This window comes from Pseudomonas taiwanensis DSM 21245, from assembly GCF_000425785.1.
Taxonomy (GTDB): Bacteria; Pseudomonadota; Gammaproteobacteria; order Pseudomonadales; family Pseudomonadaceae; genus Aquipseudomonas; species Aquipseudomonas taiwanensis.
Genome location: NZ_AUEC01000033.1, coordinates 47,869 through 61,747, shown reverse-complemented (window position 1 = coordinate 61,747; position 13,879 = coordinate 47,869). Strand labels below are relative to the sequence as shown.

Sequence of the window (13,879 nt, the reverse complement as noted above, 5' to 3'; positions counted from 1 at the left end):
TAGCGCTGGCTACCCTCGGAATCCGACGGAACGCCAAAACGAAAAAACCCGCCAGAAGGCGGGTTTTTCGGGGGTTCCAGAGATTTTGAAAGCTTTCTATGGAACCTTGAATGGTGCCGGCACCAGGAATCGAACCCGGGACCTACTGATTACAAGTCAGTTGCTCTACCATCTGAGCTATACCGGCAATGGGGCGTCATTATAACGATCGGTTGGCGCCTGTAAACCACTTCCTTTCAATTCAGCGCAAATGAGCTAAGTCACCGGCCTAAAAGGAGAATTTTCTTACCAGCCGCGGTGGATGGTATTGACGCTGGGCTCGGTCTTGCCGGGGTTGAAGAACAGCTTGTGGTTGTCGCAGCCGCGCTTGCGGCATGGGGTTTCGCCGCGCAGCGGCAGGCCGTTGTCGCCGCCCAGTTGCATGCCTGGGGTGTTCCAGTCCAAGTTGCCGTGATGGTGCGTCGGGGCGCTGCTCGCGCAGGCGCTCAGGGTCAGGGCGGAAGCCAGCAGGGCGAGAAGTTTGGCTCGGTTCACGATGTCTAAATCCGTTTGTCCACTGTCGGTTCTGGCGCAACGCCAGAAGGTCGCGAGGCTGGCGGGCAGCATGCGACGTCGCTTTTTAATGATTTGGGGGGCGGATGATACACCGTTGGCTCGCAAGGCGGTGCATCGGTTCGGGATTGAGCCTCGCTCACGCAGAGAAGGGCTGGAGCCTTCTGATTTTCCGCTCTTCTGTAGGGCATTTCTGAACTTGAAACCAAATGCTTCGGGGTTGGGCGGTTTGGGAATTATCCTACGCGCGCTACTGATGTTTCGCTGTTGGCGGGGTAAAGCCCCAGGGATACCGTTCCTCGGTCGCCGATTTCTGGTGACCGGGCGTGAGAACCCGACGGTGAATAAGCAGTAGCCAAATGGTGGCCGTACGCGGGCAGGCTTCGGCCTGGCCGAGCTTCCTTATTCCCTCGGTTTCTCACCCCGTGTACGGCTGCCACCCAATTCCGTGAGAAAGATTTTCGTGGCAGGCACATCCACTGGAATAAGGATTTAGCCATGAAAAAGACTGTCCCCGACCCACCCCGTCGCATCCTCAATTTCCCATTCTTCTCCATCCACAGCGGCATCACCCCACCCGACGCCCTCGCTCACGCCAGCGAACTCATGCGCGGCGTGGCCGAAACCATCGACGAACACTGCCGACTCCATGCCGGTGAACCAGGCCTGAACATGCTGAGCACCGCCGCGCATGCCGCCGAATCTGCCCGGGCATTGGCCGAACATGCACTGGCCCGCATCAGCACCACAAAGCAAGAGGACTGAAAGCGATGAGCGACCAATCTAAAACCGCCGTCACCGCTGGCGTGGCAACGTTGATCGAAGTGGGTAACCCTCCGGTGGATCTGCTGCGCGTGGTCGCGGGCATCCCGGTGGACTATGCCTACGATCAGGTGTCGGTGCTGCTGGGCTACATCACGCATCTTGTGCGCGAAGGCGATGCCGAGGATGACCACAAGCTGCTCGGTGCAGCCGATTACCTGAGCGCCTTGGCGAAGGCATTGATGAATGATGTCGAGATTGCCAGGAACAAGATGAACTGAGGGAGGCTCTTGTGAAAGGTGGCCCGGAGTGGCGATGACACTTCAGGGTCATTGGGGTCGCTTTGCATCCTTTTCGCGACGCAAAGCCGCTCCCACAAGGTGGGTTTGGGGATGGAGCTCAATGGAGTGGCTTATGCTTATACACAATCGGCAGCGGGGGGCCGAGCGAAACGCGTGCCGGTTTTCATTACCATTGGTCTTTGCGCAAATGCCTGTTTTTACTGGCTTCAGTGGCTGGCTGGAATAAGCCGTGAGCCTCAAATAGCGCTTGGATCCAACGATTCATCACAAGCTTGTTCACAGAGTTATCCACAGGTTTTTCTGCGGCTAACGGTCGCGTTCTGCCAGCAACAGAAGGTTGCGCGGAGTCAGTGGATAGTCGCAGAACAATCCCAGTTGCACGGTGTAACCGTGCGCTTGCAGATACAGCGCACGGTCCAGTACCAGCCAAAGCTCCAACGGTCGGCGGAACAGGTTGCGTAGCCGTTCGAGGTTGCGCACCTGCGCCAGGCGCTGCCAGCCAGCGGCCTCTAGGGCTTGCCAGTCCGGTGTGCCGTGCAGGGGCAGCTGCTTGAGCGCTGCGAGGTCGCGGCAGTATTGCTCGAAGGTCTTGTCCAGCCATGCGGTTGGCAGCGACGGGGTGGGCAGGTAATCGTCGCATTGCCGCTGCTGGCGCTGCAGCAGGTCGAAGCCCAGGCGGCGCGCCATCGAGGCGTCACGTTGGCGGCGCACGCGGGCGCTGGCAGTGACGGTTTCGCACAAGGGCAACGCCAGGTCATCCACGGACAGTGTCAGCGCTGAACGCTGCGCCGCTGTGGATAACGCCTGGTACTGCGGGGTACGGATCCGGTTGTAGCAGCAAGGGGCGACCGCCAGGTGGCGGCAACCTGCCTGGCTGGCCGATTGCAGCAGGCGCACATGCAGGTCGCCGCAGGCGTGCAAGGCCACGGCGCTGGTGTCTGGGCCCAGGTGGCGGGCACTGTCGGCGGCCATCACGTCCTGCTGCACGTGGGTGGCTGGCAGACGGTGGTGATCGCTCAGCGCCTGGCCGGCGGCCACCAGCTCGGCGTCGTACTCCAGGCAGGTCAGCTGCTGGCCCGGCTGCAACAGCCTGCGCCCCAGGTGGCCCTTGCCGGAACACCAATCCAGCCAGTGACGCGGTTGCTCGCGAAAGCCCAGGCGGCGGCTGAAGGCGTCTATCTGCTGCCATTTGCGACCGGGAACGTTGACCTCCAGACGGTGGTTGGCGAAGGAGGCGCTGACGTCCGGAAGGTCGCCGAGGGCCGACAGCTCAGCGGCCCGTTGGGCCAGCTGGGGGAACGGCGAGGGCAGCAAGTCGGGGGCTTGCTCGGCTTCGGCGTCGGCCAGCGAGCCTTGGCGCAGATGGGCGGCGAGTTCGGGGTATTGGGCTTCCCAATCCAGGCGAAGGCGGGTGAATGGCCTTGGTTTCCACAGCTGTTGATGCTCGATCAGGAACTGGTCGAGGGCCTGGAAGCGGTCGCTTAAGTGGTGGCTGTGGAGGATGGGGCGCATGGGGTCGGGGAGCGGGTTGATTGGAAGGGGTATCGCTGGCAAGCCGGCTCCTGCAGGAGCCGGCGACGGGGGTCAGCGGCCTTGGCAGGCGTCGACGCGCAACCAGCGTTCGAGCACTTTGAAGCCCTGCACCAGCACGAACGAGATGACCAGGTAGAACACCCCGGCCGCGAAGAAGATCTCCACCGGCAGGTAGGTTCGGGCGATGATGGTGCGGGCCATACCGGTCAGTTCCAGCAAGGTCACCGTACTGGCCAGGGCGCTGGCCTTGAGCATCAGGATCACTTCGTTGCTGTAGGCCGGCAGGCCGATGCGGGCCGCGCGCGGCAGCATGATGTAGAACAGCGTCTTGCCGCGAGACATGCCCAGCGCCCGTGCCGCTTCGATCTCGCCCTTGGGGATGGCCTGCAATGCACCGCGCAGAATCTCGGCGATGTAGGCGGCGGTGTGCAGGGTCATGGTCAGCACCGTGCACCAGAACGGATCGCGCAGGTACGGCCACAGGCTGCTGGAGCGCACCAGGTCGAACTGAGCCAGGCCGTAGTAGACCAGGAACAACTGCACCAGCAGCGGCGTACCACGGAAGAAGAAGATGTAGCCGTAGGGCAGGGCGCGCACGTACCAATGCCGCGACGAGCGGGCGATGCCCAGCGGGATGGCCAGGATCAGCCCGGCGACGACCGCGATGGCCACCAGCTCCAGGGTCAGGGTGGCGCCTTGAGCCAGGCGTGGCAGCCACTTGATGATCACTTCCCAATTCATTATTCGGCCCTCGCAAAGCCGCGAGCGGCGCGTTTTTCCAGGAAGTGCATGCCGGTCATGGCGACGATGGTCAGGCTCAGGTAGATGCAGGCCGCGACCATGTAGAAGGTGAAGGGCTCCTTGGTCACGGTCACGCCGATTTGCGCGTGGCGCATGATCTCTTCAAGGCCGATCACCGACACCAGCGCGGTGTCCTTCATCAGGATCATGAACAGGTTGCCAAGGCCAGGCAGGGCGATACGCCACATCTGCGGCAGGATGATCCGCGAGAGGATGCGCCCTTTCGAAAGGCCCAGCGCCAGGCCGGCCTCACGGTGGCCCTTGGGGATGGCCAGGATGGCGCCGCGGAACACTTCCGTGGCATAGGCGCCGAAGCACAGGCCCAGGGCGATCACGCCGGCGGCGAAGGCGCTGAGTTCAAGGCCGGGCAGGTTCAGGGCTTCGCCGAGGCTGTTCATCAGGCCGACGGTGCCGAAGTAAATCAGCAGGACCCAAAGCAGTTCCGGTACGCCGCGAACCAGGGTCGAGTAGGTGCCGCCAAGCCATTGCAGTGGCTTGGCCGAGGAAGTCTTGGCCAGTGCGCCGAGCAGACCGAGGACCAGCCCCAGCAGCAATGCGCAGAGCGCCAGTTTTACGGTCATCAGGGTGCCGGCCGCCATGGCCGGACCGAATCCGTGCAGGTCGATATTCATTGGCAGGTGCGTTCTAGGGACTGGCGCGCCGCAGGGGCGCGCCGGTCGGGGCGGATCATTCGATGCTGAATGGGAAGTACTTGTCGTTGATCTTCTTGTACGTTCCGTCGGCCTTGATTTCAGCCAGGGCTTTGTTCAGCTTCTCGCGCAGTGGGTCACCCTTGCGCACGGCGATGCCGATCTTGTCGCTGTCCATCACAGGCTCGCCCTTGAACTCGAAGTTCGAGCCGTCTTTGCTTTTGAGCCACTCGTACTGCACGTACTTGTCGGCCAGGATGCCGTCGATGCGGCCGGAGACCAGGTCCAGGTAGGCGTTTTCCTGGGTGTCGTACAGCTTGATTTCAACAGCGTCGCCGTAGTTGTCTTCCAGCCAGGTGCCGGCCAGGGTAGCGCGCTGGGTACCGATCACCTTGCCCTTGAGCGAGGCCTTGTCGGTCTTGAAGTCGACGTTCTTCGGCGCGATGAACTGCAGTTTGTTGGAGTAGTACGGGTCGGTGAAGTCAACGGCCTGCTTGCGCTCGTCGGTGATCGACAGCGAAGACACCAGGAAGTCGAACTTCTTGGCGTTCAGGGCCGGGATGATGCCGTCCCAGTCGGAAGTGACGACCGAGCACTCGACTTTCATCTTGGCGCACAGGGCGTCGCCGATGTCTTTGTCGAAGCCAACCACGTTACCGCTGGCATCCTTGTTGTTGAAGGGTGGGTAGGCCGCTTCGATACCCATGCGCAGTTTTTCCGCGGCCATGGCGTTTGCCGACATCACCAGGGTGGCAGCAGCTGCCAGTAGGAACTTCTTGTAGGTCTGCATGTATTGCTCCGTTAGCGGTGGCTGGACATGAATTGCTTGCAACGCGCCGAGGTCGGGTTCTCGAAGACCTGCTGCGGCGATCCTTGCTCTTCGACCAGGCCCTGGTGCAGGAAGACGACTTCACTGGACACCTGGCGGGCAAAGTTCATCTCGTGCGTCACCAGCAGCATGGTACGGCCTTCTTCGGCCAATGCGCGGATAACGTTAAGCACTTCCTGGACCATTTCCGGATCGAGCGCCGAGGTCGGCTCGTCGAACAGGATGACTTTGGGCTTCATGGCCAGCGTGCGGGCGATGGCCGCGCGTTGTTGCTGGCCACCGGAAAGCTGGGCGGGGTAGCTGTGACGCTTGTCGTAGATGCCGACCTTGTTCAGCAGCGCTTCGGCGGATTCGATGGCTTCGGCCTTGCTCTGGCCAAGCACGCGGCGCGGCGCCTCGATGATGTTGTCGAGGATCGACATGTGCGGCCACAGGTTGAAATTCTGGAAGACAAAGCCGATTTCGCTGCGCAGGCGGTTGATCTGGCGATTGTCGGCGGCGATCAGGTCGCCATTCTTGGCAGCCTTGAGCTTGAGCGACTCACCGGCGACCAGGATTTCACCCTGGTGCGGGTTCTCCAGCAGGTTGATGCAGCGCAGCAGCGTGGACTTGCCGGAACCGGACGACCCCAGGATGGAGATCACGTCACCGTCGCGGGCGGTCAGCGAAATGCCCTTGAGAATTTCCTGATCGCCGTAGCGTTTATGCAGATTGCGGATTTCCAGCGCGGGCGTGGCCTGAGCCATGTGCGGTCCTCATGTGTACGGGTGCGTTCCCAGCTGTTGGCGGCCTTCCTGGCGAGCGCCACGCTAGCATAGCGGCAATATGGCGGCCAACCGGGTTGCAGGGGGCTTGGGGTGCTGGCGGGGCGGTTTGTCGCATCGTTGCAGTGCAACGTCGCGCAGATGTCCGCATAGGTTTTGTCCAGCACCGGAGCCTTGATGAAAAAAGGCGCGATGGTGCCAGCTTTGGACAGCCCTGAAAAGCCGTTTTTGGCCGGGTGGCGCTTTGCCGCCAGTTGTGTCTCGGTGCGGTTGCGCCTTCCGGTTGCGCTTTTGCCTGCCGCATTTTTGTGCACAGGTGTTACCGAGGAGCACCTCTGGTGCATTTGTAAGTGGGTATTTCAGTAATCCAGAAGTCGTATGGAAATTTGGCGGCCTTTCGGCCATTGGCTGGCCGAAGGGCCTGCAACCCGCGTTCTATACGGGTGCAACGGACGATCGGACGAATGCCTGGTGTACCTGGCCCGCTTATTGCCCTGGGGAAACCGCCGATTGCAGCGACGCCTAAATCAACCCCGGGCGCGCTTCGTTACAGCAATCGGGTGGTCCACTCCTTACAAAGGTAGTTTTATGAGCGGTAAGCACAATTCCAATGACCTCGCTCAGGGGCTCAAACAACGGCATGTGACCATGCTGTCCATTGCTGGCGTGATCGGCGCCGGTTTGTTCGTGGGCTCCGGCCATGCCATCGCTGCAGCCGGCCCGGCCGTGCTGCTGGCTTATGCCGCTGCCGGTACCCTGGTGGTGCTGGTGATGCGCATGTTGGGCGAAATGGCCGTCGCCTCGCCTGACACGGGTTCTTTCTCGACATACGCCGACCGCGCCATTGGCCGCTGGGCCGGTTTCACCATCGGTTGGCTGTACTGGTGGTTCTGGGTGCTGGTCATTCCACTGGAAGCCAACGCCGCTGCGGCAATCCTGCATGCCTGGTTCCCGGCTGTGGACCTGTGGGCCTTCTCGCTGGTCATTACCCTGGCGCTGACCCTGACCAACCTGTGCAGCGTCAAGAACTATGGCGAGTTCGAGTTCTGGTTCGCCCTGCTCAAGGTGCTGGCGATCATCGGCTTCATCGTCGTGGGCTGCGCGGCCCTGTTCGGCATGGTACCGAGCAGCCAGGTCAGCGGTGCCAGCCACCTGTTCGACACCCAGGGCTTCATGCCTAACGGCCTGGGCGCCGTGCTCGCAGCGATGCTGACTACCATGTTCTCCTTCATGGGTACCGAAATCGTCACTATCGCCGCTGCCGAGTCGAAAGACCCAGGCAAGCAGATCAGCCGTGCCACCAACTCGGTCATCTGGCGTATCTGCCTGTTCTACCTGGTGTCGATCTTCCTGGTCGTGGCCCTGGTACCGTGGAACGATCCAGCGTTGGCTGAACTGGGCTCTTACCAGACCGTGCTGAGCCGCATCGGCGTGCCGAACGCCAAGCTGATCGTCGACATCGTCGTGCTGATCGCGGTGACCAGTTGCCTGAACTCGGCGCTGTACACCTCGTCGCGCATGCTGTTCTCGCTGAGCAAGCGTGGGGATGCACCTGCCGTAGCGCAGCGCACCACCAAGGCCGGCACCCCGCACTGGGCGGTGCTGCTGTCTACCGCCGCAGCGTTCCTTTGCGTGTTCGCCAACTTCGTCGCGCCGGCCCAGGTGTTCGAATTCCTGCTGGCCAGCTCGGGCGCCATCGCGTTGCTGGTGTACCTGGTGATCGCCGTGTCGCAACTGCGCATGCGCAGCCAGCGTGAAGCCCGCGGCGAGAAGATCTCCTTCAAGATGTGGCTGTTCCCTGGGCTGACCTGGGCGACCATCGCGTTCATCATCGCCATTCTGGTGGTGATGGGGCTGCGTGAGGATCACCGTGTCGAGATCCTCGCGACTGCACTGTTGAGCATTGGTGTGGTGGCGGCTGGTTTGCTGGTGCATCGCAAGCGCGAAGCGGCTGGGCGAGTGGCGCTGGATAACTGATCCGGGCTGCTTGACATAAAAAGGCCGCGTCCTGTGAAGGGCGCGGCCTTTTTATTGGGCGCATCGCGAGCAAGGCTCGCTCCTACGTCTATCATCGGCGTTACTGTAGGAGCGAGCCTTGCTCGCGATGCGCCGCTCGGTCTCAACCAAACTGCTTCTGCTGCTGTTGCTGCTTGGCCACCAGCTCGGAAGCGGCGATGTACGCCTCCTGGAACTCGTCGCTCTCCAGCCAGGCCATGGTGGTGTCTTCGTCGGCGCCATCGAGCCAGGTGCGGTAGGCGTTGAACACCAGCACGATGTAGTCGGTGGCGTGCTCTTCCTTGTGGCCCTTGAGCACCAATGCCAGCAGCGGGTCGACCAGGAACACCGAGATCATCGCCACCAGGCTGGTTTCCTGCGCCACCTTCATCTTGGCGAACAGCTCCTTGTAGCTGTCCGACTCCATGGCCTTGTTGAACACCTGTTCGATGCTGGCGCTGTCACCGGCGCTGGCCTTCACGGCCTGGCCGCTGCGCACCATGCGGTTCTGCTTGGCCTTGGTGGCGGCGCGTTTGGCGCGTTTCTGTTGCTTGGTATTGGAGGCCATGGGGCGAATCCTTGGGTATGTCCGGAAATTGCGCGTATTGAAACGCAGACCCCCTAGGTATTCAACTGAGCCGGCTCATCCTCTTCGAAGCCCTTGGAGGCTTTGCCCACCAGCAAGGGATCTGGGGCGTGCGCGACGCTGTGGTCCTTGCCGGGGTAATCCAGTGAATGCAGGAAATGGCGGATGCAGTTGATGCGTGCGCGTTTCTTGTCGTCGGACTTGATCACCGTCCATGGCGCATCGGCTGTGTCGGTATGGAAGAACATCGCCTCCTTGGCGGCGGTGTAGTCCTCCCACTTGTCCAGCGACTTGATGTCGATCGGCGACAGCTTCCAGTGCTTGAGCGGGTCGTCGCGGCGTGAGATGAAGCGGCGTAGCTGTTCCTCGCGGTTTACCGAGAACCAGTACTTGAACAGCAGGATGCCGCTGTTGCACAGCATGCGTTCAAGGTCGGGCGCCTGGCGCATGAACTCCAGGTATTGCAGCGGTGTGCAGAAATCCATGACCTTCTCGACCCCGGCGCGGTTGTACCAGGAGCGGTCGAAGAACACCATTTCGCCTGCCGTGGGCAGGTGCTGGATGTAACGCTGGAAGTACCACTGGCCCTTTTCCTGTTCCGAAGGCTTCTCCAGTGCGACGATCCGGGCACCCCGTGGGTTGAGGTGCTCCATGAAGCGCTTGATGGTGCCGCCCTTGCCTGCCGCGTCCCGACCCTCGAACAGGATCACCACGCGCTGGCCGGTTTCCTTCACCCAGCTTTGTACCTTCAGCAACTCGATCTGCAGCGCGTGCTTGGCCTTCTCATAGTCCTGGCGGCGCAGGCGGGTGCGGTACGGGTAGGTGGCCGGCAGGCGCGCTGAAGTGCTGTCCTCGTTGCTGCCCTTGGGGGCCGTCGCCACCTCAAGCGCGGCGGGCTGCTGGCTGACACGGGTAATGGTGGGTTCGGGCTTGCGCTGGCGTGGCCGGCGGGGGCGAGGTGTCGGTTTGGCGCTTGGGGCGGATTCGCTGGGGGCGGGAAGGAGGAGGGGGGATTCTTCGCTCATGGAGGTCCTTGCGGGTCGACTCGGAGGGTTGAACCGCAGTGTAGGGATGAGCAATTGCTGGCGACTTGATACTGATCAAGGCTTACTGCCAGCTTGGCGAGCGCACTGCATCAGGCGCGTACAACAAGCGCTGCCTTTATCGGAGAAAATCCCAGACAACAAAAAACCCGCACTAGGCGGGTTTCTTGTTGTCGCTTCGGGTAACTTTGCAACCACCAGAAGCTTTAAGGTGGTGCCCAGAGACGGAGTCGAACCGCCGACACGAGGATTTTCAATCCTCTGCTCTACCGACTGAGCTATCTGGGCGACGAGGTGCATTAAATAGATTTCCAGACCGTCCGTCAACGACTTTTTGAAAAAATTTTAAATTAATTCCGTCGCTTACGTTTTCTGGGGTCATTCGGCCGGCGGAACGTAGCCTTCGGCCTGGGCGTATTCTTCGCCGGCGAAAAACTTGTCCATTTCGCCCTGGAGGTACTTGCGGTCTTCACCGTTCATCATGTTCAGGCGCTTTTCGTTGATCAGCATGGTCTGGTGCTTCTGCCAGTCGGCCCAGGCCTTCTGCGAGATGTGTTCGAAAATGTCCTGGCCTTTGGCGCCGGGGTAGGGCGGGCGGTCCAGGCCTGGCAGTTCTTCTTTGTATTTGCGGCACATCACGGTGCGGGTCATCGTGCTTCTCCTGCAATCAGTTCGTCGGCCGCGCGTTTGAGCAGCTTCTTGACCGGGGCGGCGAGGCCCAGGCGCGGCGGGGTGGCGAGGTTATACCAGAGCCAGTCGGCCTCGGCCACGGGCTGGCCGACCGGGTCGACGCGGACCAGCCAAGGCTCGATCGCCAGCTGGAAATGGCTGAAAGTGTGAGTCAGGCCTTCTAGCGCGCGGCTGTCGGCCAGGCGCAAGCCGTGTTGGTAGGCCAGGTCGTCGAGCTGTTCGATGTCGTCCAGTTCGGGCAGGCTCCACAGGCCACCCCACAGGCCGCTGGAGGGGCGGCGATACAGCAGAATGGCGCCTTCGTGGTTGGCCAGCAGCGGCATCAGCGTGCGGCGCTGGGGCAGGGCTTTGCGCGGCTTGGGTTCGGGGTAGCGGGTTTCTTCGCCGTGCAGGTGCGCCTCGCAGCCGCGCTGCAATGGGCAGATCAGGCAACTGGGCTTGCTGCGGGTGCACAGCGTTGCGCCCATGTCCATCATCGCCTGGGTGTAGTGGTTGGCGCGCTGCTGCGGGGTGAAGCGCTCGGCGGTGGCCCACAGTGCATTGGCCACTTTTGGCTCGCCTGGGTAGCCAGCTTGAGCGGTGTAGCGGGCGAGCACGCGCTTGACGTTGCCATCGAGGATCGGTGCGCGGATGCCCATGCTGATGCTGGCGATGGCGCCGGCCGTCGAGCGGCCGATACCCGGCAACTCGGTGAGCTGCTCGACGCTGCGCGGGAACTCGCCGCCGTACTGCTCGACCACCATTTTCGCGGCTTTCTGCAAGTTGCGGGCGCGGGTGTAGTAGCCCAGGCCCGTCCATAGGTGCAGCACTTCGTCCTCCGGCGCGGCCGCCAGGGCCTGCACGGTGGGCAGGGCCTGCATGAAGCGGTCGAAGTAGTTGAGCACGGTGCTCACCTGGGTCTGTTGCAACATGATTTCCGACACCCACACCCGATACGGGGTGATGCCCTGTTGCCAGGGCAGGTCATGCCGACCGTGCTGGTCGTACCAATCCAGCACGGCGCTGGAGAACTGCTCGGGGCTCATCGCTTGAACAGCCCCTTGAGCGCGTCTTTGAGTTCTGGGCTCACCTTGTCTCCGAGTTTTTCGTCAATCTTGTCTTTAAGGCGGTTACCGGCCAGCTTGGCGGCGACCTTGCCCAGGCCTTCCTGATCGAGGCGGCAGGCTTTGGCGCCCAGCTCCAGCGGGCCACGGCAACGCAACGGCACTTCAATGCCCACGAAACGCTCGTTGACCTGGCAGGCAGGGTCCGGCATGGCGCGCTGGTCACCTTCCACGATCACGCCAACGTTGTAGTCCATGCCCAGCACACGCAGGTCGAGGTCGCCCTGGCCATTGACGGTCAGGCCGGGAATGCGGGCCTTGAGGTCCGGGTTGCTGGCCACGCCGTTGCGTATCACCAGGCTGCCGCGCAGTTCTTCGAACGGGGTGTCCTTGCCGCGTGGCTCGCCGCTGAGCGACTTGCGGTTCAGCGTGGCGATGGCTTGGCACAGTTGCTGTTCGAGGTTGGCATTGACCAGCACACCGTCATTGATGGTGAAGTTGGCGGCGCCGTTGAGGGTGTCGATCAGCGCTTTCTGGCTGTTGCCGGTGGCGGTCAGGTCGCTGGACAGGGTGAGCAGCCCCTTGACTGGAGGTGCCTGTTCCTTGCCTTCAGCCTTGATGAAATGCTCGACCGGCACCCGGTTGATCTTGGTGCTGATGCCGATTTGCGGCACAGCGGGGCGCACGTCGACGGTGCCTTTGGCGTCGAAGCTGCCGTTGTACAGGCCGCCGCGCAGGGTCTGCAGAGTGACCAAGCCACCCTGGCCGGTGACGGCCAGCTGGGCGTCGCTGATGGGCAGCTTGTCCAGGGTCAGCGAGCCGAACGCAATGTCAGCCTGCAGGTCCAGGGCACGCAGGCGGTCCACCGGCAACAGTTTGTCGTTGCTCCAGGCTACCTGGGTCGGGGCATTGGGCAGCGGCGAGGTGCCGGCACCTGCGACGGCGCTGGCCTCCTGCTGCTTGACCTCGGCCTGGCGGGCGGCGGTGGCGCCCTTGGCCTCTTCGCTCTTGGCCGGCAAGTAGCGGTCGGCGTCGAAGGTGTCGCCTTTGAGTTGCAGGCGCAGGGCCTGCTTGGCGAAGTCTTCGATGGCCACCCGACCACTGAAGCCGCTGTCGTCGAGCTTCACCGCCAGGTCTTCCAGGGTCAGGCTATTGGGCGTGCCTTGCAGGCGGCTGACCAGTTCCAGCTTGCCGAAGACGGTCGGGTCGTTGGTGGCTGGCAGCGGGTGGCCGATGCCGTCGAGGAAGGTGCGCAGGTCGAACTGGGCGATGGACAGGCCGCCACTGAGCTGCGGTGTCTTGTCCAGGTCACGCACGTTCAGCTCGCCGAGCGCGCGCATCTGGTTGGCCGAGACCTTGAGCCCGCTCCAGGAGGCCACGTTGGCCGCCAGGTCCACCAGCAGCTGGCCTTGCGCGGAGAAGGTCATGGTTTTGCCGGCCAGGGGCTCGCCCGACGTTTCGCCAGAAAGTCGCATGTCCTCGAAGTTGTAACGCTTGAGCTTGCGATCGAAGCGCAGTTCACCCGCCAACTCGGTGCGGGCCTTGATATTCGGTTGGCTGGCACTGAGGAAGGCGCTGGCCTTGAGCGGGATGTTCGCGCCTTCGTGAACGGGGCCGGTGCTCAACTGGATGCTTTCGGCGCTGAAGGCCTGGCCGCTCTTGGCATCGGTGTACTGCACGCGCGCGTTGTTCACGGTCAGGCTGTCGATGTCGAGTTTGACCGAGCGTTCGCTACCGCTGTCCGAGGGTGTCGAGGTGGGTTCGGCGGGAGCTTGCGCAGGCGCGTCGGCGGGGGCGCCGGTCTGTGCGGGCAGGGGTTTGCCGATGTCTTCCCAGTTGCCGTGGCCGTGCTCGTCGCGGGCCAGGGTCAGGTTCAGGCCTTCTACACGGACATCGCTCATTTGTACTTCGCGGCGCAGCAGCGGCAGCACACGTACCGACAGGCCCAGCATCTGCAGGTCGGCGAACGGTTGCTTCGGCGCCGTGAGCGTAGCGATGCTGGCATCGTGCAGCTCCAGGCCCAACCAGGGGAACAGGCTCCAGCCGATGTCGCCATTGAGGGTCAGTTCAACGTGCGCCTTGTCGCGCGCCAGCTGGCGAATCTCGTCTTTATAGTCGTTGGGATCGAAGAGGTGGGTCAGGGCGAAGCCCAGCGCCACGATGATCAGCAGCAACCCGAGTAACCCAAGCCCCAGGATTTTGCCGAACGCTTTCATGGGCGAGTCCTTGTAGTCCGATTTTTGAATTCAAGCGGCAGAGTATAGCGCCGCACGGGTTGTGCCTGCGTATTCGACAAGAGGCACAGGGTATTTCCTACGAAGGAAGGGTG

The 13,879-nt window shown here is 62.3% G+C and carries 14 protein-coding genes and 2 tRNA genes; 3 read left to right on the top strand and 13 right to left on the bottom strand.

Translation table 11 applies throughout. From position 1 onward, the window contains the following. Positions 1-111: 111 nt before the first annotated feature. Together H620_RS0115535 and H620_RS0115530 are read right to left on the bottom strand one after the other, a co-directional pair. Positions 112-187 (bottom strand) — tRNA-Thr (locus H620_RS0115535). Between the two features lie 98 nt (positions 188-285). Beyond that, entirely contained in the window at positions 286-534 is a 249-nt protein-coding gene (locus H620_RS0115530) for a hypothetical protein (protein ID WP_027907601.1), read from the bottom strand. Positions 535-1,050: 516 nt separating this feature from the next. Here H620_RS0115530 and H620_RS0115525 point away from each other — a divergent pair. Further along, a complete protein-coding gene (locus tag H620_RS0115525; RefSeq protein ID WP_027907600.1) occupies positions 1,051-1,317 on the top strand; it encodes a hypothetical protein in 267 nt (88 codons plus the stop codon). Between the two features lie 5 nt (positions 1,318-1,322). Continuing rightward, positions 1,323-1,595: a DUF3077 domain-containing protein gene (locus H620_RS0115520; RefSeq protein ID WP_027907599.1), complete on the top strand. Its 273-nt coding sequence runs from the start codon at positions 1,323-1,325 to the stop codon at positions 1,593-1,595. Between the two features lie 327 nt (positions 1,596-1,922). On the opposite strand, the gene H620_RS0115515 is transcribed toward H620_RS0115520, so the two are convergent. The 5 genes from H620_RS0115515 to H620_RS0115495 form a co-directional block, all read right to left on the bottom strand. Further along, a complete protein-coding gene (locus H620_RS0115515; protein ID WP_027907598.1) occupies positions 1,923-3,128 on the bottom strand; it encodes a methyltransferase in 1,206 nt (401 codons plus the stop codon). Positions 3,129-3,200: 72 nt separating this feature from the next. Next, positions 3,201-3,890, bottom strand: a complete 690-nt coding sequence (locus tag H620_RS0115510) for an ABC transporter permease (protein WP_023382809.1) — start codon at positions 3,888-3,890, stop codon at positions 3,201-3,203. After that, positions 3,890-4,582 (bottom strand): ABC transporter permease, encoded by a 693-nt coding sequence (locus H620_RS0115505; RefSeq protein ID WP_023382808.1) that lies wholly within the window; start codon positions 4,580-4,582, stop codon positions 3,890-3,892. Before H620_RS0115505 ends, H620_RS0115510 begins: the two co-directional genes overlap by 1 nt. A 55-nt stretch (positions 4,583-4,637) precedes the next feature. After that, entirely contained in the window at positions 4,638-5,390 is a 753-nt protein-coding gene (locus H620_RS0115500; protein ID WP_023382807.1) for an ABC transporter substrate-binding protein, read from the bottom strand. A gap of 11 nt (positions 5,391-5,401) precedes the next feature. Continuing rightward, positions 5,402-6,175, bottom strand: a complete 774-nt coding sequence (locus tag H620_RS0115495) for an ABC transporter ATP-binding protein (RefSeq protein WP_023382806.1) — start codon at positions 6,173-6,175, stop codon at positions 5,402-5,404. A gap of 606 nt (positions 6,176-6,781) precedes the next feature. Between H620_RS0115495 and gabP the strand changes: the two genes are divergently transcribed. After that, the gene (gene gabP / locus H620_RS0115490) at positions 6,782-8,170 is read left to right on the top strand and encodes a GABA permease (protein WP_023382804.1); all 1,389 of its coding nucleotides are present in this window, start codon (positions 6,782-6,784) and stop codon (positions 8,168-8,170) included. Positions 8,171-8,312: 142 nt separating this feature from the next. On the opposite strand, the gene H620_RS0115485 is transcribed toward gabP, so the two are convergent. The 6 genes from H620_RS0115485 to H620_RS0115460 all read right to left on the bottom strand — a co-directional run bounded on the left by H620_RS0115485 (position 8,313) and on the right by H620_RS0115460 (position 13,766). After that, positions 8,313-8,756 carry a hypothetical protein gene (locus H620_RS0115485; protein WP_023382803.1) on the bottom strand — a complete coding sequence of 148 codons (444 nt, stop codon included), beginning with the start codon at positions 8,754-8,756 and terminating at the stop codon, positions 8,313-8,315. Positions 8,757-8,809: 53 nt separating this feature from the next. Further along, positions 8,810-9,799 (bottom strand): polyphosphate kinase 2, encoded by a 990-nt coding sequence (gene ppk2, locus H620_RS0115480; RefSeq protein WP_023382802.1) that lies wholly within the window; start codon positions 9,797-9,799, stop codon positions 8,810-8,812. Positions 9,800-10,029: 230 nt separating this feature from the next. Further along, positions 10,030-10,105 (bottom strand) — tRNA-Phe (locus H620_RS0115475). 90 nt (positions 10,106-10,195) lie between these two features. Beyond that, positions 10,196-10,468 (bottom strand): oxidative damage protection protein, encoded by a 273-nt coding sequence (locus H620_RS0115470; protein WP_023382801.1) that lies wholly within the window; start codon positions 10,466-10,468, stop codon positions 10,196-10,198. Then, positions 10,465-11,532, bottom strand: coding sequence for an A/G-specific adenine glycosylase (mutY, locus tag H620_RS0115465; RefSeq protein ID WP_027907597.1), 1,068 nt, complete (start codon positions 11,530-11,532; stop codon positions 10,465-10,467). Before mutY ends, H620_RS0115470 begins: the two co-directional genes overlap by 4 nt. After that, positions 11,529-13,766, bottom strand: coding sequence for an AsmA family protein (locus H620_RS0115460; RefSeq protein WP_023382799.1), 2,238 nt, complete (start codon positions 13,764-13,766; stop codon positions 11,529-11,531). Before H620_RS0115460 ends, mutY begins: the two co-directional genes overlap by 4 nt. Positions 13,767-13,879 lie beyond the last annotated feature (113 nt).

Excerpts from the sequence above, each read along its gene's own strand:
- H620_RS0115525 (WP_027907600.1), top strand. The coding sequence starts at position 1,051 with ATGAAAAAGACTGTCCCCGACCCACCCCGTCGCATCCTCAATTTCCCA.
- H620_RS0115520 (WP_027907599.1), top strand. The coding sequence starts at position 1,323 with ATGAGCGACCAATCTAAAACCGCCGTCACCGCTGGCGTGGCAACGTTG.
- H620_RS0115515 (WP_027907598.1), bottom strand. The coding sequence starts at position 3,128 with ATGCGCCCCATCCTCCACAGCCACCACTTAAGCGACCGCTTCCAGGCC.
- H620_RS0115510 (WP_023382809.1), bottom strand. The coding sequence starts at position 3,890 with ATGAATTGGGAAGTGATCATCAAGTGGCTGCCACGCCTGGCTCAAGGC.
- H620_RS0115505 (WP_023382808.1), bottom strand. The coding sequence starts at position 4,582 with ATGAATATCGACCTGCACGGATTCGGTCCGGCCATGGCGGCCGGCACC.
- H620_RS0115500 (WP_023382807.1), bottom strand. The coding sequence starts at position 5,390 with ATGCAGACCTACAAGAAGTTCCTACTGGCAGCTGCTGCCACCCTGGTG.
- H620_RS0115495 (WP_023382806.1), bottom strand. The coding sequence starts at position 6,175 with ATGGCTCAGGCCACGCCCGCGCTGGAAATCCGCAATCTGCATAAACGC.
- gabP (WP_023382804.1), top strand. The coding sequence starts at position 6,782 with ATGAGCGGTAAGCACAATTCCAATGACCTCGCTCAGGGGCTCAAACAA.
- H620_RS0115485 (WP_023382803.1), bottom strand. The coding sequence starts at position 8,756 with ATGGCCTCCAATACCAAGCAACAGAAACGCGCCAAACGCGCCGCCACC.
- ppk2 (WP_023382802.1), bottom strand. The coding sequence starts at position 9,799 with ATGAGCGAAGAATCCCCCCTCCTCCTTCCCGCCCCCAGCGAATCCGCC.
- H620_RS0115470 (WP_023382801.1), bottom strand. The coding sequence starts at position 10,468 with ATGACCCGCACCGTGATGTGCCGCAAATACAAAGAAGAACTGCCAGGC.
- mutY (WP_027907597.1), bottom strand. The coding sequence starts at position 11,532 with ATGAGCCCCGAGCAGTTCTCCAGCGCCGTGCTGGATTGGTACGACCAG.
- H620_RS0115460 (WP_023382799.1), bottom strand. The coding sequence starts at position 13,766 with ATGAAAGCGTTCGGCAAAATCCTGGGGCTTGGGTTACTCGGGTTGCTG.